Source organism: Roseovarius conchicola (assembly GCF_041403425.1).
GTDB classification, from domain to species: domain Bacteria; phylum Pseudomonadota; class Alphaproteobacteria; order Rhodobacterales; family Rhodobacteraceae; genus Roseovarius; species Roseovarius conchicola.
The window spans coordinates 876,148-895,437 of record NZ_JBGEHK010000001.1 but is presented as its reverse complement, the minus strand read 5'-3'; the positions used below and the strand labels follow the sequence as shown (position 1 = coordinate 895,437).

At 59.4% G+C, this 19,290-nt stretch carries 24 protein-coding genes; 5 read left to right on the top strand and 19 right to left on the bottom strand.

The annotated features are described in order from the left end of the window. Positions 1–2: 2 nt before the first annotated feature. The 6 genes from V6N02_RS04245 to V6N02_RS04220 form a co-directional block, all read right to left on the bottom strand. Positions 3–515 carry a S26 family signal peptidase gene (locus V6N02_RS04245; RefSeq protein WP_371224248.1) on the bottom strand — a complete coding sequence of 171 codons (513 nt, stop codon included), beginning with the start codon at positions 513–515 and terminating at the stop codon, positions 3–5. Next, on the bottom strand, positions 512–976 hold the full coding sequence (locus tag V6N02_RS04240) for a DUF2840 domain-containing protein (RefSeq protein ID WP_371224247.1): 465 nt from the start codon (positions 974–976) through the stop codon (positions 512–514). Before V6N02_RS04240 ends, V6N02_RS04245 begins: the two co-directional genes overlap by 4 nt. After that, positions 973–1,257: a helix-turn-helix transcriptional regulator gene (locus V6N02_RS04235; RefSeq protein WP_111793675.1), complete on the bottom strand. Its 285-nt coding sequence runs from the start codon at positions 1,255–1,257 to the stop codon at positions 973–975. The genes V6N02_RS04240 and V6N02_RS04235 overlap by 4 nt, the downstream gene beginning before the upstream one ends. Positions 1,258–1,432: 175 nt before the next feature. Continuing rightward, the gene (locus tag V6N02_RS04230) at positions 1,433–1,930 is read right to left on the bottom strand and encodes a DUF2285 domain-containing protein (protein WP_371224246.1); all 498 of its coding nucleotides are present in this window, start codon (positions 1,928–1,930) and stop codon (positions 1,433–1,435) included. A 64-nt stretch (positions 1,931–1,994) separates the two neighbouring features. After that, positions 1,995–2,165, bottom strand: coding sequence for a transcriptional regulator domain-containing protein (locus tag V6N02_RS04225; RefSeq protein ID WP_371224244.1), 171 nt, complete (start codon positions 2,163–2,165; stop codon positions 1,995–1,997). A 142-nt stretch (positions 2,166–2,307) separates the two neighbouring features. Then, positions 2,308–2,574 carry a DNA -binding domain-containing protein gene (locus V6N02_RS04220; protein WP_371224243.1) on the bottom strand — a complete coding sequence of 89 codons (267 nt, stop codon included), beginning with the start codon at positions 2,572–2,574 and terminating at the stop codon, positions 2,308–2,310. 177 nt (positions 2,575–2,751) lie between these two features. Here V6N02_RS04220 and V6N02_RS04215 point away from each other — a divergent pair, with 177 nt between their 5' ends. Next, entirely contained in the window at positions 2,752–2,976 is a 225-nt protein-coding gene (locus V6N02_RS04215) for a helix-turn-helix domain-containing protein (RefSeq protein ID WP_371224239.1), read from the top strand. A 113-nt stretch (positions 2,977–3,089) separates the two neighbouring features. Here V6N02_RS04215 and V6N02_RS04210 read toward each other — a convergent pair whose 3' ends face one another. Both V6N02_RS04210 and V6N02_RS04205 read right to left on the bottom strand, forming a co-directional pair. Then, positions 3,090–3,311 carry a putative antibiotic biosynthesis monooxygenase gene (locus tag V6N02_RS04210; protein ID WP_371224237.1) on the bottom strand — a complete coding sequence of 74 codons (222 nt, stop codon included), beginning with the start codon at positions 3,309–3,311 and terminating at the stop codon, positions 3,090–3,092. 1 nt (position 3,312) lies between these two features. Then, positions 3,313–4,107: an aldo/keto reductase gene (locus V6N02_RS04205; protein ID WP_371224236.1), complete on the bottom strand. Its 795-nt coding sequence runs from the start codon at positions 4,105–4,107 to the stop codon at positions 3,313–3,315. Between the two features lie 94 nt (positions 4,108–4,201). Between V6N02_RS04205 and V6N02_RS04200 the strand changes: the two genes are divergently transcribed. Next, entirely contained in the window at positions 4,202–5,089 is an 888-nt protein-coding gene (locus tag V6N02_RS04200; protein ID WP_371224234.1) for a LysR family transcriptional regulator, read from the top strand. 171 nt (positions 5,090–5,260) lie between these two features. On the opposite strand, the gene V6N02_RS04195 is transcribed toward V6N02_RS04200, so the two are convergent. From V6N02_RS04195 to V6N02_RS04145, 11 genes are all read right to left on the bottom strand, one after another. Next, positions 5,261–5,596, bottom strand: a complete 336-nt coding sequence (locus V6N02_RS04195) for a DUF736 domain-containing protein (RefSeq protein WP_204412223.1) — start codon at positions 5,594–5,596, stop codon at positions 5,261–5,263. A gap of 218 nt (positions 5,597–5,814) precedes the next feature. Further along, positions 5,815–5,979 (bottom strand): hypothetical protein, encoded by a 165-nt coding sequence (locus V6N02_RS04190; RefSeq protein ID WP_371224233.1) that lies wholly within the window; start codon positions 5,977–5,979, stop codon positions 5,815–5,817. Positions 5,980–6,162: 183 nt separating this feature from the next. Beyond that, positions 6,163–6,633 (bottom strand): hypothetical protein, encoded by a 471-nt coding sequence (locus V6N02_RS04185; protein WP_371224232.1) that lies wholly within the window; start codon positions 6,631–6,633, stop codon positions 6,163–6,165. Positions 6,634–6,757: 124 nt separating this feature from the next. Further along, positions 6,758–7,684: a DUF2493 domain-containing protein gene (locus V6N02_RS04180; protein WP_371224231.1), complete on the bottom strand. Its 927-nt coding sequence runs from the start codon at positions 7,682–7,684 to the stop codon at positions 6,758–6,760. Positions 7,685–7,992: 308 nt separating this feature from the next. Beyond that, positions 7,993–9,039, bottom strand: coding sequence for a DUF7146 domain-containing protein (locus V6N02_RS04175; protein WP_371224230.1), 1,047 nt, complete (start codon positions 9,037–9,039; stop codon positions 7,993–7,995). A gap of 208 nt (positions 9,040–9,247) precedes the next feature. Then, complete coding sequence (locus V6N02_RS04170) at positions 9,248–11,308, bottom strand: ParB/RepB/Spo0J family partition protein (RefSeq protein ID WP_371224229.1); 2,061 nt, start codon at positions 11,306–11,308, stop codon at positions 9,248–9,250. Positions 11,309–11,444: 136 nt separating this feature from the next. Continuing rightward, complete coding sequence (locus V6N02_RS04165) at positions 11,445–12,638, bottom strand: DUF932 domain-containing protein (RefSeq protein WP_371224228.1); 1,194 nt, start codon at positions 12,636–12,638, stop codon at positions 11,445–11,447. Positions 12,639–12,896: 258 nt separating this feature from the next. After that, positions 12,897–14,462 (bottom strand): caspase family protein, encoded by a 1,566-nt coding sequence (locus V6N02_RS04160; protein WP_371224227.1) that lies wholly within the window; start codon positions 14,460–14,462, stop codon positions 12,897–12,899. Next, on the bottom strand, positions 14,459–15,370 hold the full coding sequence (locus tag V6N02_RS04155; protein WP_371224226.1) for a pPIWI-associating nuclease domain-containing protein: 912 nt from the start codon (positions 15,368–15,370) through the stop codon (positions 14,459–14,461). The genes V6N02_RS04160 and V6N02_RS04155 overlap by 4 nt, the downstream gene beginning before the upstream one ends. 9 nt (positions 15,371–15,379) lie before the next feature. After that, positions 15,380–15,952, bottom strand: a complete 573-nt coding sequence (locus V6N02_RS04150) for a hypothetical protein (protein WP_371224225.1) — start codon at positions 15,950–15,952, stop codon at positions 15,380–15,382. Positions 15,953–15,987: 35 nt separating this feature from the next. Further along, entirely contained in the window at positions 15,988–17,001 is a 1,014-nt protein-coding gene (locus V6N02_RS04145) for a hypothetical protein (protein ID WP_371224224.1), read from the bottom strand. A 140-nt stretch (positions 17,002–17,141) separates the two neighbouring features. Here V6N02_RS04145 and V6N02_RS04140 point away from each other — a divergent pair, with 140 nt between their 5' ends. From V6N02_RS04140 to V6N02_RS04130, 3 genes are all read left to right on the top strand, one after another. Further along, on the top strand, positions 17,142–17,942 hold the full coding sequence (locus tag V6N02_RS04140; protein WP_371224223.1) for a type IV toxin-antitoxin system AbiEi family antitoxin domain-containing protein: 801 nt from the start codon (positions 17,142–17,144) through the stop codon (positions 17,940–17,942). Further along, positions 17,939–18,820, top strand: coding sequence for a nucleotidyl transferase AbiEii/AbiGii toxin family protein (locus V6N02_RS04135; RefSeq protein WP_371224222.1), 882 nt, complete (start codon positions 17,939–17,941; stop codon positions 18,818–18,820). Before V6N02_RS04140 ends, V6N02_RS04135 begins: the two co-directional genes overlap by 4 nt. A 128-nt stretch (positions 18,821–18,948) precedes the next feature. Beyond that, positions 18,949–19,239: an XRE family transcriptional regulator gene (locus V6N02_RS04130; RefSeq protein WP_371224221.1), complete on the top strand. Its 291-nt coding sequence runs from the start codon at positions 18,949–18,951 to the stop codon at positions 19,237–19,239. Positions 19,240–19,290 lie beyond the last annotated feature (51 nt).

Sequence of the window (19,290 nt, the reverse complement as noted above, 5' to 3'; positions counted from 1 at the left end):
CGTCAGCCCTCCCGCGTGAAGATCGCGACGGCGCGGCCGATGATCGTGTCGCGCGGCAACGGCCCGAAATACCGGCCGTCGAGGCTCGCCTCGGTGTCGGGATTGAGGAAGAAGATCTGTTCGTCGGTGAGCAGATGACAGCCCTGCCAAACGGGCAGCGGGCGGTCGAAGCGGTCGCGCTCTTTCGCTGTTGCTACCGCTACCCCGTCAATGCTGACCGTGACGCCAATGCGGCAGACACGCTGTCCCGGAAGGGCGGCGACATGCTTGATGAGAGGGACGTCGGCGCCGAGATAGCTGTGCTCCAGGAGCCAGTCGCCGAGCGGCGATGGCGGTTCCAGTACGACTAGCTCGCCAATCTTCGGGGCGTCGATGGGCTGCACGGCGTAGAAGCCGATGGGCACGCTGGCCGATGCGTTCCAGACCAGGATCGGGTTGGCGTGGACGATCGCGGAGAATGCGATCAGGGCGATACCGGCGCTGCCGATGATGAGCGAGGTGTGTGCGCGTTTCATGCTGCCAGCGCCCGACGTTTGAGCCAGGCGGCATGCCGAAATGCTGTGTAACGACGCGGTTCGAGATTACAGTTGAGGCGGTTATGGACGTGCCGCCAGTGGTCTGGGCAGACGTCCTCCGGCGCGATGTGTTCGGCCTCGATCTGGTCGATTGAGAGCAGCGCCGCTTCGACCTTGGGCCAGCCCGAAAGCCGCAGCAGAGACACCCCGCCTGGCGTCACGAATGGGACCGTCGAATAGCGCTCGCCCGGGCGGGTCGCTTGCAGGATATCGATCCGGCTCTCGATTGTGCCGTAGTCGTTCGCGGCCCAGCGAACGAAGGCGAAGACGCTGCCGGGATCGACACCGACGACGCGGATCGAGCGGCTTTTGATCGTCTCCTGAACGATCCGTCCGAAGCGCAGCCAGCGCTCGATGCGGCCTTCGATCCATGTGAGTTCGATGGTCGTGCGCCCGCTCATGAGCGCTTCTCGCCGCTATAGGCCGGCGAGATCGCCGCATGCCGTTTGGCCGGAAGCACGGTGTCGCCGGTGTCGTCGGAGGTCGAGCGTTTCTCGCCGCGGCTGACCCAGGCTTGCAGATCTTCGACCGCGTAAACGACACGCCCGCCGATCTTGGAATACTTCGGGCCGGTGCCGTAAGTGCGGTGTTTCTCCAGCGTGCGGCCGGATAGGCCGAGAAAGCGGGCGGCTTCAGGGGTTCTCAGATAGCGCGGCGGAAGGCCGGCATTGGGATCGGGCATCGGGGGCTCCTCTGGTCATCGCGGGTCCGTCGCGGGATGCGAGGGACGGCTGATGGCCAGAGAAGCGGAGAAGAGCGCCCAGGAGGGATGATGAAGATTCTCGCGAGGAATCGTCACCCCTTCGAGAAGGACGAGTGGTGTTCCGATAGGATCTGTTTGGGGGACGGTGAGACAGTTACTTTCGAGGCAAGCGGGCTGCTGATTTCCCGCGCAATAGCTGTCGATAGCCGTCACTTACGAGGGTACGTCCATATGCGGCGAGACGCGCGACCTGCGCTTTCAGAGCGCTCGTCTTCCAAGGTTCGGCGGCGACCCGTCGTGCGCCGAAATAGGTCACCGCAATGTCGCGCAGACGCGTCCCCGATTGCCGTGCATCGTTCGTGCGGAGCGCATGACCGATGCGTTTACGTCGTTGAAGGGTGAACAGAGCGCGTGGGGTTTGACCACGCCAGACACGCCTTAGACGCTCTGCGGTGGCGACTCTGATGGACCAGTCAGGCGTCAAAGGCACGATGACGGCGCGGGGGCGGTCTTCGGTCAAGGCGTCGTCCGAAACGACGATCAATCCGGTACGAATGCACGACCAGTAGCGACCATGGTCGCCACGCCTCGTTTCGAGGATGATTTGATCGAAGACAGCGTGTTCGGCCTCACAGAGATTTCTGGCCGTCATCAAGCATGTTACGACTGGCGCAACGGATGGCTTCCAGTAGAGTTTCGCATCCGTTGCCTTTAGCTCAGGATCGACCGGGAAATCGCAACCTCCAAGCGGCCGCCTCGTTCTCGGTCATATCTGGAAACGCGGCGCGGTAGTCTGGATTGCGCCTGAGGCATTCCCAGGCCAGACCGGAGGCATCGAGTTTTTCGATGTAATCGTAATCGGTTTCGTCTCTCCAGTTCGTCGGCATATCCGCTCTCCAACTGTTACGCGCCGAGCGTCAGACGCTTTGGACTCAGCAATATGCTCGCGTTAAACGGGAAAGCGTAGGGAGACGGACGGCATAGGGCGATGCGCGAAGGGCATCACGCGCAAGCTCGCTTATTGCGGCTTCAGGCGTTCGTCAGGAGGTCGCGGTAGCCTTGCTCAGCGACCCAGTGAGCGCGCACGAGGTGATTGTTATGCACGCGTCTGGCGCGCTCCGGTTCGTCTTTGGCGTCGATCCCGAACAGGCGGTGCGCGACTTCCGAAAGCGCCGCCCCATCGGCTTCCGCGTCGAGGAGGCGTGCATAAAGCTTGAGCTGGGCGCGGTCATATTCGGTCAGGTGGTCGCTGTTTGGCGGGGTATCGGTAAGTTTTCGACTAATCTCGCTGCTCATCTTATCCCCCATGGGCACCGTTGATGCCCATATGGTTAATGCCTCATTTACATGGCTTCGCGCAACTGCCGCACGGCTGAAAGGCTGCATTTACGTATCTGATCGCTGAACGACATGGCATAGGATGTGTATTATAATACGTCGCACTAAAATACGCGATAGGTCTTTTGTCGTCGGATGGATATCCGGCAGATTTTTGGGAACAATCTCAAGCACTACAGAACTTTAGCTGATATGAGCCAAGCGGCGTTGGCCGTGAAGATGGGCGTGGATCGCGCCCATGTGAGTTCGATGGAGCGCGGCCAGCAGAACGTCACGATCATAACCCTGTGGCACGCCGCGCTGGCGCTGGATGTGCGACCGGATCTGCTGTTGAAGGAAGGCACACGAGACGAAGGCTAATCCTTCGGCGGCAGCCCACCCAGATATCGGCTCTTGGGACCGGAGCGGTCGTACACCGTTGAAAGCCGAACGGCGGTTTTTCGCGTTTACACATTTTTGAATGCCGGTCTGGTCTAGGCGTCCGTGTGACGCCCTTTCCGATAGTTTTTGGAGAAGTGACCGAGCATCCGGGTCAATGCCGGAACGATCACGACGGTCATCGCGGGGACCATCACGCCGGTCAAAAGGAGCGTGCGCAGGGCCAAAGGCCAATGCCCAAGCGTTCCTTCAAGAGCGAACAACAGTGCCGTGATTGTTGGCCATGCTGCCGCCCAGGTGATCAGCACCCCGCGCATGTCAGGCTGCCAGTGCTGCTGCGTTGGCTTCCAGATGCGCGATTGTCGTCGTGCCGGGAATGACAAGGACGTTCGGTGCGCGCGCCAACAAGGTGCGTAGTGCTTCGCCCGGATCGACCGCTGCGCCCTGTTTCATTGGGTTTGCACCCAATGGACCGTGCGGCACAAACGCGGTGCCATGTTCGTTCAGCCAGTCGATCATCTCTTCTAGCGCGGCATCATGTTCATCGGCGGGCGAATAGCGGTTCTGCACCGCCGCAATCGGCGCGACCTTCAGCGCGTCCTCGACTTGCGTTTGGGAGACGTTGGATAAACCGATCATTTCAATTTTTCCTGCTTGGCGCATCTCTTCCAGCGCTGCCACACTCTCGGAAACCGGTGTGACGCCGTCGGGCGCATGCACATAGTAGAGGTCGATCTTGTCCGTGCTGAGGTTGGCGAGACTATCTTCGAGATGTCGTTTCATCGTATCGGCCGAGGTATCCCGCGTGAGGCTGGTGGCGCTTTTCTCGACGCCGCCTTTGGAGGCGATGAACATATCGCCATAGCTGCCATCGGCACCCACTAGCGCATCCGCGATCAGTTTTTCGTTCTCATGCGGGCCGTAGGCCCGGGCTGTATCGATGTGGTTGATTCCGAGATCACGGGCACGGCGCAGCAGGTCAATGCCGCCCTGCCAATCGGCGTAGGGACCAAAATTGCGGGGCTGGCCTGTTAGGCGCATGGCACCATATCCGATGCGGTTCACGGTCCGCCCGTTCAGGAATGTAAAGGTCGTGTCTAATTCATTGGTCATGTCTTGGTTCCTTTCGTTTCTGTTGCCAAGAACATACCCATCACTCTCTGAGACGGTAGTAGCATGAAGAGTAAGACTGCTATACGATCAACGTATGAGCACCCGTTTTGACCGCCTCGCCCTTCTTGAAACCTTCGTTCGTATTGCTGAGCGGCAATCGCTCTCCGGGGCAGCGCGTGATCTCGGCACGTCACAGCCCTCAGTTTCCAGGCAGCTTGCCGCCTTGGAGAGCCGACTTGGCGTTGTTCTCGTGCGGCGCACCACACATGATGTCACGCTGACGCCAGACGGTCTGGCGCTGTTGGCAGATGCGCGGCGTATGATCGGGGAATGGGAGGCGATTGAAGATCGTCATAGCGAAGATGACGCGCTGAAGGGCACCATCCGGGTCATCGCACCGGTCGCCCTTGGCCAGAGCCTGTTTATTAGGGCTTCCGCGCAGTTCATGAAGGATCACCCAAACATCACGATAGACTGGCGGCTGCGAGATGATCCGATCCGTTTTGCCGAGGAAGGCTGCGATTGCTGGCTCAAGGTTGGTCCTGTCCAGGATGAGACGCTTGTCGTGCGGGAACTGGCGCGGGTGGAACGACTTGTCGTCGGGACACCGGAATGTTTGGCGCGACATGCTGGAATTGATCTAGAGACAATGCCCTGGCTGACACTTGGTCCCTTCGAGGGAAACCGGATTGGGTTGTTCGATGAAAGCGAAACGCCGCAGACATTCTCCGTCACGCCGAAGATGGCGAGCGACAACATTTTTGCCGTTTATGAAGCCGCGATGCAGGGCGTTGGCATCGCGATCATGCCGCATTGGTTCGTTGCGGCTGACCTTGAAGAAGGCAGATTGGTCGACGTGAAACCGGCCCTGCGAGCCGCACGCTTACCAGTGAATCTCGCACTTGCTTCGGGGACAAGGCGCCCTGCACGAGTTGAGCAGTTCTGTCATGCGGTTCAAAGCTGGTGTGATGCGCAACTCTAAGAAACCAAATAAAAATAGCTAAGTTTGCAAACCGTAGAATCTCAAAATCGGGCTCGGCGCCGCCATTCGATTGCGGGATGAGCGATCACGATACACACATTCGCAAATACTGGTTACCCGTATAGGAAAAAACCCCGCCCGGTCTCCCGGGCGGGGCTGAGGCTGCGGTGCTCAGTCGCCGTTCTTGCGGCGTGCCCGGGACCAGATGAGGCTGAAGGTCTCTTCGCCGCCTTCGACGACCGTGTCATCGAAGAGGTTGGCGTAGATCGGCTGGGTGAAGCTCGGATCGTCCAGCTTGAGGCTAAGATAATCGCGGTCCTCGTTCGAGCGCTTCGACCAGGCGGCGCCGATCTCGGCGCGGCCGACGAAGACCCGGTGGGAGGGAGCGTTCTCGCCTGAGGTGCTGTCCTCCGGGACGATGCGGACGTTCTGCGCCTGCACGTTGAGGGTGACGATTTCTCCGACGTATTCGTTGCCGGTCTTCTTGAAGGTTCCGATGGTGGCCATGTCATTTCTCCTTTGGTTTTCGATCCCGCGCCCGTCGCGGTCTCGATGGCGATCGTCAGGACCGGGACGATCCGCCGACGCAGCCCTTGGCCCGCAGCGCCAGCGGAGGACGCCGGGGGCGGTCTTTCTTGGACCCGTAAGGGTCGTCCCGCGAGGAATGGGCAAAGCCCAGGGGAAGAAAGTCCGCCCCCGGCGTTGCGGCTGAGGCGGTCGAGGCGTCAGCCGATCCCGGTCAGATCAGCCCAATGAGAGGCCGTGACGGACGCGGGTGACGAGGGCATGGGATGAGAAATGACCGCCACCCTCGGACCGGGCAATCCATCGGCAATGTCGGTCGGAGAAAGACAGGCTCTGGCGTGCAGAACGGCGTAGAGCATGTTCATCGACAAGCTCTCCCGGCATTGCGAGAATGCTCCCTCCCACTTAGGCTTGGAAGTGTTTGATATGCGTTGTGCTTGGTCGAGGCGCTTTAACGAGATCAAACGCGCTCAGCCGAATGCCCATATCCGAGCTTCGGCCTGACCTGCGCTATACCGTGATGTCAGGCTTTCTGAAACGGCGAGGTGTCAGCGATCATTCGCGAAAGGGCTCGCCTGGATGGCTTCTGTGTGCTGCCCATCATCCTCGCCAATAGGACCGGCGAGGCTTGCGATCCGCACCCAGGCGGTGCCTGCGGTGACGATCCCGCCGATGATCGCGAATGCCAGTGTCCAAGTTTCGGAAGCACCCCCGATCTGCGACAGGCCCTTGATCGCGGAAAAACCGGCGACGCCGGCAGGCGCCGCGAAGAGCGCGCCGACGGCGAGACGGATGGGGACGGACTGGACCTTGGCGAAGACAATCTGGCCAATGAGATAGGTGAAGACGGCGGCAAACATACCAGCCACTAATGCCGCGATCACGCCCGCCTCGGTGTCGTAGATATACATGCCGACGCTCATCCCGACAAAGGCGGGGAGCGCGTAGACAGCGAGTGCGAACAACACCCAGACGAGGAAGCCGAGGCCGATGACACTTAGGAAGGCTGATACGAACATAGGCGGTCTCCTCTCATGGGATGCGCCTCCACCACCGCCACGGCACTAATAAAGTATAGCATATCCACGGTGTTCGCGGAATATTCCCGTTGAGCGCATCGCGATGCGATATACGCATCACGGGTCATGACGATCCGCCTTTCGTTGCGCGGAAATCATAGAGCGGGATGCCCAGCACCTTGGCTTTGTCGGCGAGATTGTCGGTGATGCCCGAACCCGGGAACACGATCATACCGATCGGCAGGGTTTCCAGGAGTTGATCGTTGCGCTTGAACGGCGCTGCTTTGCCGTGGCGAGTCCAGTCTGGCTTGAAGACGATCTGTTGGCACTTGCGATTGTCGGCCCAACAGGCCGCGATGCGTTCCGCGCCTTTGGGCGACCCACCATGCAGGAGCACCATGTCGTCGTGCTTGGCGCGGACCTTGTCGAGGGCGGCCCAGATGGCCCCGGTATCACTTACGTCCTGCCCGCCGGTGAAGGCGATCTTGGTGCCTGTCGGAAGCAGCGGTTCGAGTTCGGCCTTGCGCTTCGCGTCGAGATAGTCGCGGCTGTCGATCATCGCGGCGGTCATGTGCTTGCGATTGACGTGGCTGCCCGAGCGCGGATGCCAAGTCTGGCCGAGATGTGCTTCGAAATGCTCGGCAGCGAGATCGCGCATGCCCTCATAGGCGTTGCGCTGTTCGGTGAGCGTCAGCCCTTCAGCGATGAGGCGTTCCAGTTCGACCGAGCGGATTTCAGAGCCGTCCTGGCTGCGCTGCGCGCGTCGCTGCGCCTGTTCGTTATCGTCGAGCTTGCGATCGATGCGGGTCGCCATGCGGTGGAAGACATTGGTGGTCGACCAGAGCAGGTCTTCGAGATCGGGTTCGAGCCGCGTGTCGCCGAGCGCCACGACAAGTGCATCAAAGATGTCGGCGATCGCGCCTTCGACGATGCTGGCGTCTGGCAATGGCCGCGGATCGGGCTCATCGGCGAAGGGGCGATGTCCGAAGAGCTGGAGTTCGTCGAGGACGAGGGCTGTGGCGGAGCGTGTCTCGGGTTCGTGCTGGGTCATGGGCGTTGTGCCTCCTTGTCGCTGACCGCGCCTCGCGCGGCATTCATGGGCGACGGAAAGCGGGACGCAACCGGGCCTGCACCCTTCGCCAGAAGGGCCGGAGCGTCAGCGGAGGATGGCAGAGGCGACGCCGTTTTGAATCGCGATGCAAAGCCGGGCTCGCCCGGCGGCGGAAAACGGTGTCGCCGCAGCCATTGCCGGACCGGGCGGGTTCCGCTCCGGCTCGCCCCTCTCGGGAAGGCCGTCAGGCGCGGCTCCGTGGCGAGGGCTCATTCAGCCTGTCCCGCTGACGACACCGGTTCTCGACTTCAGCCGGTCTCGACCGCCAGCAAGGTCGGAACATCGACCGGTGAGAGCTGGGGACGCAAATGGCTGCGCATCTCGTCGATGCCGCATTTCCGGAGATCGCCGTTGAAATCATCCAGCATGGGTCGCAACGGCAAGAGGTGCAGGTCGCTGTCCGCGAAGCGCTCGACCAGTGCATCGAAAGCCGCCTGACCGGCCCCGTCATTGTCGATGGCGACATAGAGTCGGCGGCGATCTGCGGGCGGATCGAACGCTGCGAGATGGTTGCCGGAAAGCGCTGCGGCAACCGTAAGACTGGAAAGTGCTTGCCTTATCGAGAGCATCGTCTCCAGGCCTTCGCCGACAGCGAGAATGTCGGTCGGTGATCCGATCCTGGCGGCGTGGCCGAGCAGATTGCCCATCGCCTTGCGGTTGGGATCGAGCGGAGCCTTTTCGGCCGTCTGCGGATCAAGCCAGGTCCGATGAACGCCGGTCAGGGTTCCGGCAGTGTCGGTGACCTTGGCGAGTAGTGCGGGCCAAGCGTCGGGTGCGTCGTCGACATCTGCACCCTCTCTCCAGTAGTAGCAGTTCGGATGAAACCGGAGTGCGCCCACACTTCGAAGGCCTTTCAGACCGCGTGCGGAGAGATAACGCTCCGCCAACGTGCCCGCGATCGGCTGACCCATCGCCCAAAGCCGCCGTGCCGCCTCGGGCGATCCACGCGCTACCGGCGTCTGGGGCTGTCTTGCGGGCGGTTCGGGACGTGGCAGGCTCAGAAAGCGTCGTGCCTCGTCGAGCGTGTCGCGGAGTGTGGAGAGATTGAGATTGGCTGCTATGAGGTCGAGCAGATCACCATGTTCGCCGGTGGCGGCATCGGTCCATTTGCCCGCTGCGCCCTTGCCGCGGGTCGGCCCGGAGAGACGGATGTAGAGGCTGCGACCAGGAGTGTTGTCGACGTCGCCGACGACCCAGTAATTGCCATGCTTTCGACCATTGGAGAGGTATTGGCGGCACACAGCCTCGGCCTCGCGGCTCAGCTTTTGCGATAGGTCCGTTGCGGGACTGTCCATGTCGGTCTCCTGAAAAATACACAAAAAAAAGGCCTGCCGCGTCCGACAGGCCCCAGGGTGAGGGAGTTGGGGGAGCGTCTCCCTCGGTTGGTGGTCGCCAACTGCTCGAAGAATTGGGCGAAGGCGGCTTCGGCGACAGGTTGATCATCACCCAATCGGGTGGTTCGAACCATCGACCAAGAGCCGCCGAACGCCTGCCTTTGTGCCCTCACTCGGCGGCTTGGAGCGCGACCGCTTCCTCGTCGTCCTCGACGGCGGGTTCCTCTGACGCGACATCGCCATCATCGACGATCTCGAATTCCGGCTCGTCCGGGTCTTCCGCGAGTGGGGCCGTGCGCAGCGGTTGCGGGAGCCAGCCGGAGCCAGCCAGCAGCTCTTCCGCTGCGTCGACCATGTCGGGCTTCTTGAACCCGGCGATCCGGTCGGCGTCCTTGTCGCCCTTCGCCTCGCGGACGGCGGCGAGGATCTGCGCCTTGGTCACGCGACCGAGATAGCTGTCGGCCGTCGGCGTCCAGCCTGCCTTCACCATGTCGAACCCGAGCGTCGATGCGAGGATATCGGCATGTGCAATCTGGCGCGGCTTGCGGTGGTGCGGCTCCTGCACGGCGTTGACGGTCATCGCCACGCAATGGGCGAAGAGCGCGTCCCGGCTGTCGCTGTCCCACTCGGTCAGCGCATCCCACAGCTCTTCCGGTTGCTTCGGCAGATTGCCCGCCCAGGTCTCGATCCCGAGATCGATCGACTGAACGTAAGCAGCGTCGCCGAGGTTCGGGGCTTGCGATCCAAACTGCGCTGAACGCGGGCTGATCTCCACGCAGCTGTCCTGGCCGTAATGGTAGAAGAGCTGCAGGACCATCGCGTGCAGGCAGGCGAGCATGGCCAGCTGCGGATCGTTCGCGAGTGCGTTGCGCAGCGCCATCGTGCGATGGACGGTCAGTTCGCAGACGAGGCGGTCTGACAGCGGCTTGGTACCGTCGTCATCTTCGTCCTCATCGTGATCCTGATCCGTCACTGGATCGGATGCGTCAGCGACTGCATCGTCCGTATCAGGATCGACGGTTGTACCCTCCGGATCGTCCTCCATCTCGACTGCCGGTTCGTCCTCGGGGCGGACATAGCCACGCTCGACGCGAAGCCCGCCGGAGCCGTCGATGCTGACGAACGCGCCCGCGATGGCGTAGTCCTCCGCCTCGAACCGGATCGGACGATTCTGGAGCGCTTCCATCGCCGTTTCGATCTCGCCAAGCCGTTTGTCGACGTCTTCGGGAAGTTCATCCGCTTCGGCGTAGTTGTCTTCGAGCTTGTCGTACTCGGCCTTGAGCGCCTCGTAGGTCTTCTCTTCCTCCTCGCTCATCGGTTCGGCTTCGCCGCGAATGCGCCGAAGGTCATAGGTGTGGCCGTAAGGAAAGTCGGTGCCGACCTCGATCCAGTGCCAGCCTTCGGCGCGGATCGCCTCCGCTTCTTCGTTCAGCTTCTCGGTGACCATGGTTTCCAGCAGCGCGGCATCCTGAAGCCAGCCGCCATCGTCGGTCTGGAAGAGATCGCGCAGCACTTCGCCACCGGCTTCGACATAATTGTCGAGACCCACGAACTGCGCGCGGCGGTCGGAGGCACGCACGGCGCCTTCGGTCAGCATACGGCGGATTTCATAGGGCTGTTTGGAATAGTGCTGCTTGAGCGCGTCCCAGACTTGTTCCTGGCGTTCGTGGTCGGGATTGACCGTGAAGGCCATCAGTTGGTCGAGGGTCATCTCTTCCTCGGTATAGGCGTCGAGCAGTGTCGCCGAGACGGCGGCCAGTTTGAGGCGTTGCTTGACGAAGCCCGCGGAGACGAAGAAGGCCGCGGCGATCTCCTCTTCAGACTTGCCCTTCTCGCGCATCGCCTGGAAGGCGCGAAACTGGTCGAGCGGATGGAGTGGCGCGCGCTGGATGTTCTCTGCCAAGCTGTCCTCTTCGGCGAGACCTTCGGTCCGGACGATGCAGGGCACGGGCGCGGTCTTGTTGAGCCGACGCTGTTTGACGAGCAGTTCGAGCGCGCGGTAGCGGCGCCCGCCGGCCGGGATCTCGAACATGCCGGTTTCCGCGCCCTCATCGTCGAGGACGGGGCGCACCGTGATCGACGACAGGAGCGTGCGCCGGGCGATGTCCTCGGCCAGCTCCTCGATCGAGACGCCGGCCTTGACCTTCCGGACGTTGGACTGGCTGAGCACGAGCTTGTTGAAGGGGATGTCGCGCGAGGCGCTGAGGGTGATTTTCTTGGACTTTGTCATGGGATTTCTCCGCGACGGGCGGTCATGAGACTCTCTCTGACCTCCAGACCCGTCACGAAAATCCCGGCCCACCTCTTCCTCTGAGGAAGCGATGGGCCGGGGACAGGCTCTCGGGATAGGTGCGGAACCGTGGCCTTCAGGCAGCCGCCTCCAGCAGCTTCTTGGCGCGCGTCTCCATGGTGAGCCGCGCATCCTGCTGCGGCTTGGACCGCGCGACCGCCGTAATGCCCTGGACGAAGTCGAACACGCTCTCGGGCAGACGGCCTTCTTCGGCCAGCACCGTCTTGACGATCTTGCCGGTCTCCGCCTTGGAGAAGCCGCGCTTGCGCAGGAAGTCGGTGCGGTCCTCGTCGCTGCGCGCGACGATCCGTTCGCGCGCCGCCCGGATGCCCTGGATGAAGGGCTGCGGGGAGGAGTCAGCGAAGTTTGCGAGCGCCGGAGCCGCCTCGTGCGCGAAACGGTTGGCGGCGTATTTGGAATGCCGGATCGAAATCTCTTGGAAGTCCTCGACCCCCCAGAGATTGCGGTTCTGGCAGACGGCGCGAAGATAGAAGCTGGCGATGCCGAGCGTCTTCGCCCCCACCTCCGAATTCCAGCAATAGAAACCACGGAAGAAGAGATCGGGCGAACCGTCGGGCAGCGTGCCCGCCTCGATCGGGTTCCTGTCGTCGACTAGGAAGAGGAAGACATCGCGGTCGGAGGCGTAGAGCGTGGTCGTGTCCTTGGTGACGTCGACCATCGGATTGTAGACGCCGGTCGACCAATCGAGCACGCCCGGCACCTTCCACCGCGTGTCACCGACGCCATCGCCCGCGATGCGCTGGACTGCCGAGACCAGCTCATGGTCGAAGATGCGGCCATAATCCGGACCGGTCACGGCACGCAGCTCAGTGCGGGCGTTCGCGACCTCCATCGTCTTGACCTGCTCGGCGCGGTGATTGGTGAGGCCGTATTGCAGGTTGATGCCGGCCAGAGGCGCCGGCAGCTGGCGCAGATAGGCCGCCGGCGCGCCGACAAGGCTCGCGAGCTGGCCGAAGCTCCAATGGGTCGGCGCGACGGGCGCCTCGGCGTCCGGCAGCACCAGCGCGAGCTTTTCGGGATCATCGCGATGGGCCTCCACGCGGATCGCCGCGCTTTCGACCGTCCGCGTCTTGCTCCGCGTGGCCCGGCCCTTCACCGATGCGTATAGGTCCGAAAGCGAGAGATACTTCTCGTCGTCGGGCCGCGAAAACCATTCGGACGACACCCGCCCATTGTGCCCACCGCGGGACACATCCACCTTGTAGCCGCCGCTCTCGGGGCGGCCGTTCATGATCTCAATTGCAGTCATGGCTGTTCTCCATGACGGGCGACCTGAGAGCCTCTCTCTCGACCTTCAAACCCGTCACGGCGACAGCCGCTTCTCTCTTACTCTAAAGGGGGCGTTGCGGGGTCTCCCCGCAGAAGGGGTCGGGCGAGACTGCAGGCTCGACCGCAGGGGAAGGCTTTCCCCTCATGGCTAAATCCCACTCACATAGAGTCTTTCAAAGGCAGGATTTCGGACAACTAGAAGCGCCAGAAGCCTGAGTGCTCGCTGGTCTGTTATCCCTTAAACCCGTTGGGAATCGTCTGAGAGATATCTGATTGGTTCTTGCGGGGTGCCTAGTGCAACTGGCGTTGCCAACTCCAATATGTCCAAGAAGCTGGATTTGCGCTCGGCGCATATGCTGATGCGCCCGTCAGCTAGATCAAACTCCAGTCGACCCATTTCCGGAAAGTAGTACGTTACCTGCTGTTTTCGCTCAGATTCTTCCAGCGTTCCCCCAAAATCCATTTCAACTTCTTCGAGACGTCGAACAACTGAATCGAACTCTGGACCGCGTCCATGAATACGGCAGACGACACGATCAAACGTGATGCCAAATATCTCGTCGATGTCCTGAAGTTTTTCCTCAGAGTCGTTGCGCACGGACAAACAGCGCATGATTTGGATCTCGGCAGGGTCGTCTGGCGTTTGCCTGACCTCTATCCAAAAACGGAAATGATCGGTGTCCAATGTGTCGTCACCGGTTCCGATATCATCCCGACGCAGCCGGAGGACACGCTTGGCCTCTTTATAGTAATCTTCGATTTCTTCGGCGATCTCTTCTTCAAGTAGGCTACGTGCAAATTCTGCACTGCTTGCATTCACATTATCGGGCACGAAGTGTTTCTTTGAGCGGGAGAACCCCGGCAGTTTGTGGTACGCGCGCGTTTCAATGTGGCTGAAAAATATGGCGTCCGGGCTGAACGATAGACCCGTGAAGTCATTCTCGGGCGGGACCGGTTCCTCTTCCTCGTTTACTTGGCATATCGCGAAGCGGTTTGTTGCTGACGTACGTGTGAGCGGGGTCTGCTGTGCCGCTGTAGACATGTTTTTCGTTATGTAACGACGGACCGATGTGCCGAGATAGTCTCTGAGCGAGGCGTCGGTAACGACTGAATACGCATCAATCGCATCTGGCGCCTTGCCACGGAGCGCATTCACGAGGTGGTAAGACCAAACACCATGCCCAAGCCCGGCATGACTGTAGGATTTCTGTCCTGGGGTGCAGGATAGGAAGACGCCCACATACTGGTCGACTTTCACGAAGTCTTTGAATTCATTTTCGCTCATAGTCGAAACCACGTCGCGGCTGCTGAACTGTTCTTCAAGATCCACAGCGCAAGCATCAATGAATGCGAGGAGTTGTTGGCAGTCGCTTTTCTCAACGGGATCGAAAAGTAGCTCACGCAGGTTGAGGCAGGTTCCAGATAGGTTGTAACCGTTGCTGTCCCAGACTGTGATCAGGTTTGAGACACCATTGTGAAAACCATGTCCTGCATAATAGAATATCAAAAGGTCGTTTGGTCCTGTCGCGTAGATGGCTTCTTTGACCCCATCCTGGACGCTCATGTTCGTGGCCATGCTATCGATCAGCTCGATGCGGTGTATCTCTCTGCCCGGGAACATTTGATCGAGCGCCGCCGAAAAAGCGACTGCGTCGGCCTTGGCAAAATCGACACTTGGGATCTGGCCGTTCGTTCGCGGCTGATAATCTTCAATAGCAATGATGATCGCCGTCACGTGTCCATCGCTGGCGAGCAGGCTTGATGGCTCTTCTGAGACTTCTAGTTTTTTGGGTTTCTTGGTCATTCGAAGAAGCTGCTATTGTCTACTTGGAGCGTGATATCATTGGGCTGTATTTCCATCGGTTTTGCGGGGTTAGATAAGATCACGGCGTGGTAGGGATAAGAGTCGTCCTGGCGAAATCCGATGTCGTTCCGCACATCTGAGCTGGAGCCATATTGCAGTTCGACCTCGACCTGTCCGGTGATAGCGTATTCGATTCTGGTCGCTGTCAGGGACCTGACTTCGATGGTGTCGATGTAGTGTCCATCAACCATTGTGTGTGTCGATAGCTCATCGAGTTCCTGGATGGTCTCCGAGATCAGGTTCTCGAAGACGGCGTTGTGCATAACACCCGCGGTCGCGCGAACAATCTCCTCCCGCCCGGCTGCAGCGGCGTGAAGAAGGTCGAGCAGGCTCTCGAATACCTCATGGATCATTTGGCGGACCACAGATCCCTTGCGCACGATTGTTTCAGAGCGAACATGAGTGGATTTGTTCAGCGCTTCGAAGGCGTCCAAAAGCGGTTTCGTGAAGTCTGTCATCTCAAGCTTGAGCACGTCTTTGACGAAATCCTCCGGAAGCCCTGCATGGACGATGTAATGTGCCTTTTGACGTCGAGTGACGGTCTTGGTGTCTTTGGCTTGGACAAACCAACCACAGTCTCGCACGGCGTCGTCCGGCGCGAGACTATGCAGAATGTGGCCAGTGACTTCGCGTAGCCCGCTCGCGACCAAGTTTCCTCTGATCGGGTTTTTCTTGTCCCGGGCGACCCTCATGACGCCTTTGACAAGTTTCTTCAAAAACTGATCGTCGGGGAAAAACTCCAGAAACTCGGCCTTCAGTTCCGCGATGTCGCGCCAATCAGTTTTTTGCCTAGCCAATGTGTATACGTCTCGCTGTATCAGGTTTATGGATGCCGTCGCTGAATTCATGATGATTTATCAGTATTTCTCGAAGCTTGGATTGTAAAACTGGTCAGCAAACTCACCCAGTATTGAGCGAGCTTCTCTCACAGCACTTTGAGCGAGCGGGCTTGCGATGTCGTCTAGTGATCGATCAGTCGTCGCAATGGCCCCGATGACCCGCAGCAGTGTGGCGAAGGACTCTCGAATTAGATCAAGGATGTATGGCTCACACCACAAGTCGCCATACTCCCGTTTTCGCAGTTCGCCGTGCCATCTTGGATTTCGGCTGAACACCAGAGACTTTTCCATTTTGAACGAGACGCCGTGTGCGATGTTGTGGCGAATGATGAACCCGGAACGGGTTGCCTTCGACCAAGTTTGCAGAAAGGTGCGAACATCGTCTTCAGGCACAGTCTCAGCGTACTTTTCCAACATCGAAATCAAGTTGGTTATCGGTTTTGAGTCCGTCTTTGGACGAATGCCCTTTGGTTCAATTTTCTCCAAGATCCAGATCGCGCGCTCGAGATGATGTTCAATGTTTCCAGCGTGAACGATGATAGAGGCGACCTTTGGCGCGGTGACCTCGTCCAGGCCAAGCGTTTTGTCCATCAGGGACGCTCGGCCATACTGTTTGGCAGGCTGCTTCATGATTCTGCTGCGCTTCGAGGTGTTGGGGTACCGCCGGGCTTCGGGACGAAGTCGGGCCAGGTATGCGGTTGTTGATGGAGGATGATGTGTACGACCCGCTGCTCTAGGGCGCGTTCTAGAGCGCGCCGGAAATTGGTCATGTTGCTCACGACCGCGTCGCGTCTAATGGCATGGCGCCAGTTGATTGCTTCGCCTTGCGGTAAGGTCCAATGCAGGAGGTGTGTCAGCGCCATGTGGCCGAACATCATGCCGTCATCATTACCGGCGACGAAGCGAAGGTCGATGTGTGTGTCGCTGTGGGATTGCTGTTCGGATAGATCCCACGTTGTGAAAAGCGTGGTGACGTCCGGGTCTAGATTATCCGCTGTCTCTCCGCCGGAGATCATAAAGCCCACCTCGTCGATCCTCATTTTCCATTGCTCAGTTACGGTGCCTTCTGATTCCTCTCGGTCGACGAGTGCTTCTTTCTTGCAGCGGAAACGCAGACCCGCACCGGAGGCGATCTTGTAAGCGACGTCGCCTGCAAGGACACCGAGTAGGTTCTCTTTCATGGCGTCGCCGAACGTGATGTTGAAGTTCGTCTGAGCCTTGGTGAGGTGCTGAATGTCGAAGAGCACCCAGATGCTGTGGTGTTTCCAGGCGATGAGCAGGGGCATCTTGACAAGCTGCGCGTATGCGCGGAGCCGATAAAGATATCGCGGGGTAAAGGAAAGCGTCTGCTTCGTCTTTGACTTCACTTCGATGAGGACGGGGCCAGAATGTTCAAACTCGGCCAACAAGTCGGGAACTTGATAGAGGTCGCGTGAGCTTGATGGCGCTTGATGCTGGTCGAGCTTATGAAGGAGACGCGCCTTGCCGAGCCAGCTGCAGATGGCCGTAAACTCGTCTTCGGCGGGCAGGCCTTGGTCTAGCCGCTTGACCTTGTCAGCGACTTTCTTCGGGTCGTCATCCCAGCCAAGCTCTGAGAGAACCTCTTGAATCAACCGATCGCTATCGTCTGTCTCCGTCATACACGCACCTAGAATCATATTCATAAATCCGCTTTGAATGCGGAGTTAGCCATATTGAGCTTGTCTCAACGATAATATCATAATAGAAAATCGGTGGGTAGAGCGGATTTTGGAATATGATACCTCAGCGCACCTCTAGTTTGGCGACCTATGTTGAAGAGCTCGCATCCAGCGGTAGAACCTGTTTCACCCGCGAGAACGCAGTAGAGGCGTTAGGGGTTAGCCATGGAGCGTTTCTCGATGCGGCCGCGCGCCTCAAAAAGCGGGGTCATATCTTTGCGCCACGCCGAGGCTTCTACGTCATTACGCCCACACGGTATTTGAAGTGGGGTGCCCCGCCACCGACCTGGTACATCGATGCTATGATGAAGGATGCGGGACGACCATACTATGTGGCGCTCCTGAAAGCCGCAGAGCTCCATGGGGCATCTCATCAAGCGGTCATGGAGTTCCAAGTCGTCACTGATCGGCAGTGGAAACCTATCCGGGCTGGACGTTCAAAGCTCGCTTTCTACTTCCGCAAAGACATTGAACGCGTAGGGCAAGGCGTTGAGCAACGAAAGACCGACACCGGCTCGATGCGGGTGTCGTCGCCAGCGCTAACCGCTTTGGATTTGATACGCTATCCGCATGCGAGCGGTGGTGTCGATCATGCGGCGAGCGTTCTCAATGAGCTGGCCGTCCATATTGATCCGATCGAGTTCGATGTCCTCGCGCCGAGCTTTGAGCGGTCTGTTGTCCAACGCCTCGGCTATGTCCTCGAGCATTTGGGACATGATGAGATTGCGTCCGGCTTGGAGAAGCATATCCGAAACGGCAATGTACCGTGGGTCGAGCTTGATCCTGGAGAAGCAAGTGCAGCCACCTCCTACGATGAGCGAGAACGAAACGCACGTTGGCACATCATTGTCCGCCGCCCAATTGAAGTCGATGAACAATGATCCCGGAAACCAACATCACAGCTTGGAGCTTGGTCGCGCCGTGGGCCGAGCCAAGGCAAGTCGAGCAGGACTTGATTATCTCTCGCGCGCTCGTCGAGATATTCAATCACGATTTTCTGGGCGCCGAACTAAGGTTTCGAGGGGGCACAGCCCTCAACAAGGTCATCTTCCCGGAGCCTTTGCGCTATTCGGAGGATATTGATCTCGTCCGCACAACGGCCGGACCAATTGGTCCCATCCTTGATGCTCTGCGAGAGGTATTGGAGCCGTGGCTGGGACAGGCCAATTATGCCGCAAGTCCAGTCGCACCGAAGTTGCGCTTTCGCGTGCCGGCTGAGGATGATCCCGACGCTCAGATCCGGTTAAAGGTAGAGATCAACATCGCTGAGATCGAAGCTTTCGACCCGCCAGCTTCGATCCCGTACGTTGTCGAGAATCCGTGGTTCACAGGCAACACGACCATCGCATCCTTTTCCCCTGAAGAACTGCTGGCGACGAAACTGCGCGCTTTGTTGCAGCGCGATAAGGGGCGCGACCTTTTTGATCTCGACCATGCGCTCGATGCGCTTCCCGCTCTCGATTTCGATCACGTTGTGGAACTGTTTGTCCGGTATCTCGATCAGCAAGATCAGACCATCTCCCGTGCAGAAGCAGAGCAGCGGATGCTCGCGAAGTTCGCACGGCCCGACTTGTTGGGTGACATTCGAGCACTGCTGACCCCTGATCGTGCTGATACGCTGGATGGTGCCGCCGGGCGAGCGGCCTTCATCAGGGTATTCATCAAAATAATCGAACGCTTGCCCGGTCAGCGGTGGGCCCGAACTGGGGAAGTTGCAGAGCAGCTAGGCCTCTCTGAACTTCTCGAGCGGTCTTCATGACTGGGTGCTTACCGACCCACTCCTCGCGCGCGATGCGTTCGGGGCGTCCGGTCGTACAGTCAGTCACAAGACTTTACCCACATAAAATAATGTGGTTTAATACATTAAAATATGTGTTATTGGGTCTAATGCGGTATACGGAATTCTTGGCAGAAATTGGGAAGGTTGGACTGAGTGTCCGTGGTTTTGCGGAACTGGTCGGCATGAATCCCAATTCAATTTCCAACTACGCTCGAACGGGAGAGCTTCCGACGCATCTGGGACTGATTGCCGTGCTCGTCGCGGGTGTCCATGATCTTGGCGGCGACTATCGTCAGGTGATGTCAAAGGTGCCTGTCGCTCCAAAGAAGGTGCGTGGCGGAGCCCGCAAAGGCCGCTTTGGGGGAGATCGCCAGGCTACCTTGGAGCTTGGCTCATGAACCGGCCTTTTGAGAAGTCCCTTGGAGGAAGTCGTGCGGACGTCAGGTGCT

What these genes read in the sequence shown, in the direction of transcription:
- V6N02_RS04160 (WP_371224227.1), bottom strand. Translation starts at nt 14,462, where the DNA reads ATGACCAAGAAACCCAAAAAACTAGAAGTCTCAGAAGAGCCATCAAGC.
- V6N02_RS04155 (WP_371224226.1), bottom strand. Translation starts at nt 15,370, where the DNA reads ATGAATTCAGCGACGGCATCCATAAACCTGATACAGCGAGACGTATAC.
- V6N02_RS04245 (WP_371224248.1), bottom strand. Translation starts at nt 515, where the DNA reads ATGAAACGCGCACACACCTCGCTCATCATCGGCAGCGCCGGTATCGCC.
- V6N02_RS04225 (WP_371224244.1), bottom strand. Translation starts at nt 2,165, where the DNA reads ATGCCGACGAACTGGAGAGACGAAACCGATTACGATTACATCGAAAAA.
- V6N02_RS04235 (WP_111793675.1), bottom strand. Translation starts at nt 1,257, where the DNA reads ATGCCCGATCCCAATGCCGGCCTTCCGCCGCGCTATCTGAGAACCCCT.
- V6N02_RS04220 (WP_371224243.1), bottom strand. Translation starts at nt 2,574, where the DNA reads ATGAGCAGCGAGATTAGTCGAAAACTTACCGATACCCCGCCAAACAGC.
- V6N02_RS04135 (WP_371224222.1), top strand. Translation starts at nt 17,939, where the DNA reads ATGATCCCGGAAACCAACATCACAGCTTGGAGCTTGGTCGCGCCGTGG.
- V6N02_RS04200 (WP_371224234.1), top strand. Translation starts at nt 4,202, where the DNA reads ATGAGCACCCGTTTTGACCGCCTCGCCCTTCTTGAAACCTTCGTTCGT.
- V6N02_RS04190 (WP_371224233.1), bottom strand. Translation starts at nt 5,979, where the DNA reads ATGAACATGCTCTACGCCGTTCTGCACGCCAGAGCCTGTCTTTCTCCG.
- V6N02_RS04180 (WP_371224231.1), bottom strand. Translation starts at nt 7,684, where the DNA reads ATGACCCAGCACGAACCCGAGACACGCTCCGCCACAGCCCTCGTCCTC.
- V6N02_RS04195 (WP_204412223.1), bottom strand. Translation starts at nt 5,596, where the DNA reads ATGGCCACCATCGGAACCTTCAAGAAGACCGGCAACGAATACGTCGGA.
- V6N02_RS04165 (WP_371224228.1), bottom strand. Translation starts at nt 12,638, where the DNA reads ATGACTGCAATTGAGATCATGAACGGCCGCCCCGAGAGCGGCGGCTAC.
- V6N02_RS04240 (WP_371224247.1), bottom strand. Translation starts at nt 976, where the DNA reads ATGAGCGGGCGCACGACCATCGAACTCACATGGATCGAAGGCCGCATC.
- V6N02_RS04170 (WP_371224229.1), bottom strand. Translation starts at nt 11,308, where the DNA reads ATGACAAAGTCCAAGAAAATCACCCTCAGCGCCTCGCGCGACATCCCC.
- V6N02_RS04150 (WP_371224225.1), bottom strand. Translation starts at nt 15,952, where the DNA reads ATGGACAAAACGCTTGGCCTGGACGAGGTCACCGCGCCAAAGGTCGCC.
- V6N02_RS04230 (WP_371224246.1), bottom strand. Translation starts at nt 1,930, where the DNA reads ATGACGGCCAGAAATCTCTGTGAGGCCGAACACGCTGTCTTCGATCAA.
- V6N02_RS04210 (WP_371224237.1), bottom strand. Translation starts at nt 3,311, where the DNA reads ATGCGCGGGGTGCTGATCACCTGGGCGGCAGCATGGCCAACAATCACG.
- V6N02_RS04175 (WP_371224230.1), bottom strand. Translation starts at nt 9,039, where the DNA reads ATGGACAGTCCCGCAACGGACCTATCGCAAAAGCTGAGCCGCGAGGCC.
- V6N02_RS04145 (WP_371224224.1), bottom strand. Translation starts at nt 17,001, where the DNA reads ATGACGGAGACAGACGATAGCGATCGGTTGATTCAAGAGGTTCTCTCA.
- V6N02_RS04215 (WP_371224239.1), top strand. Translation starts at nt 2,752, where the DNA reads ATGGATATCCGGCAGATTTTTGGGAACAATCTCAAGCACTACAGAACT.
- V6N02_RS04205 (WP_371224236.1), bottom strand. Translation starts at nt 4,107, where the DNA reads ATGACCAATGAATTAGACACGACCTTTACATTCCTGAACGGGCGGACC.
- V6N02_RS04130 (WP_371224221.1), top strand. Translation starts at nt 18,949, where the DNA reads ATGCGGTATACGGAATTCTTGGCAGAAATTGGGAAGGTTGGACTGAGT.
- V6N02_RS04185 (WP_371224232.1), bottom strand. Translation starts at nt 6,633, where the DNA reads ATGTTCGTATCAGCCTTCCTAAGTGTCATCGGCCTCGGCTTCCTCGTC.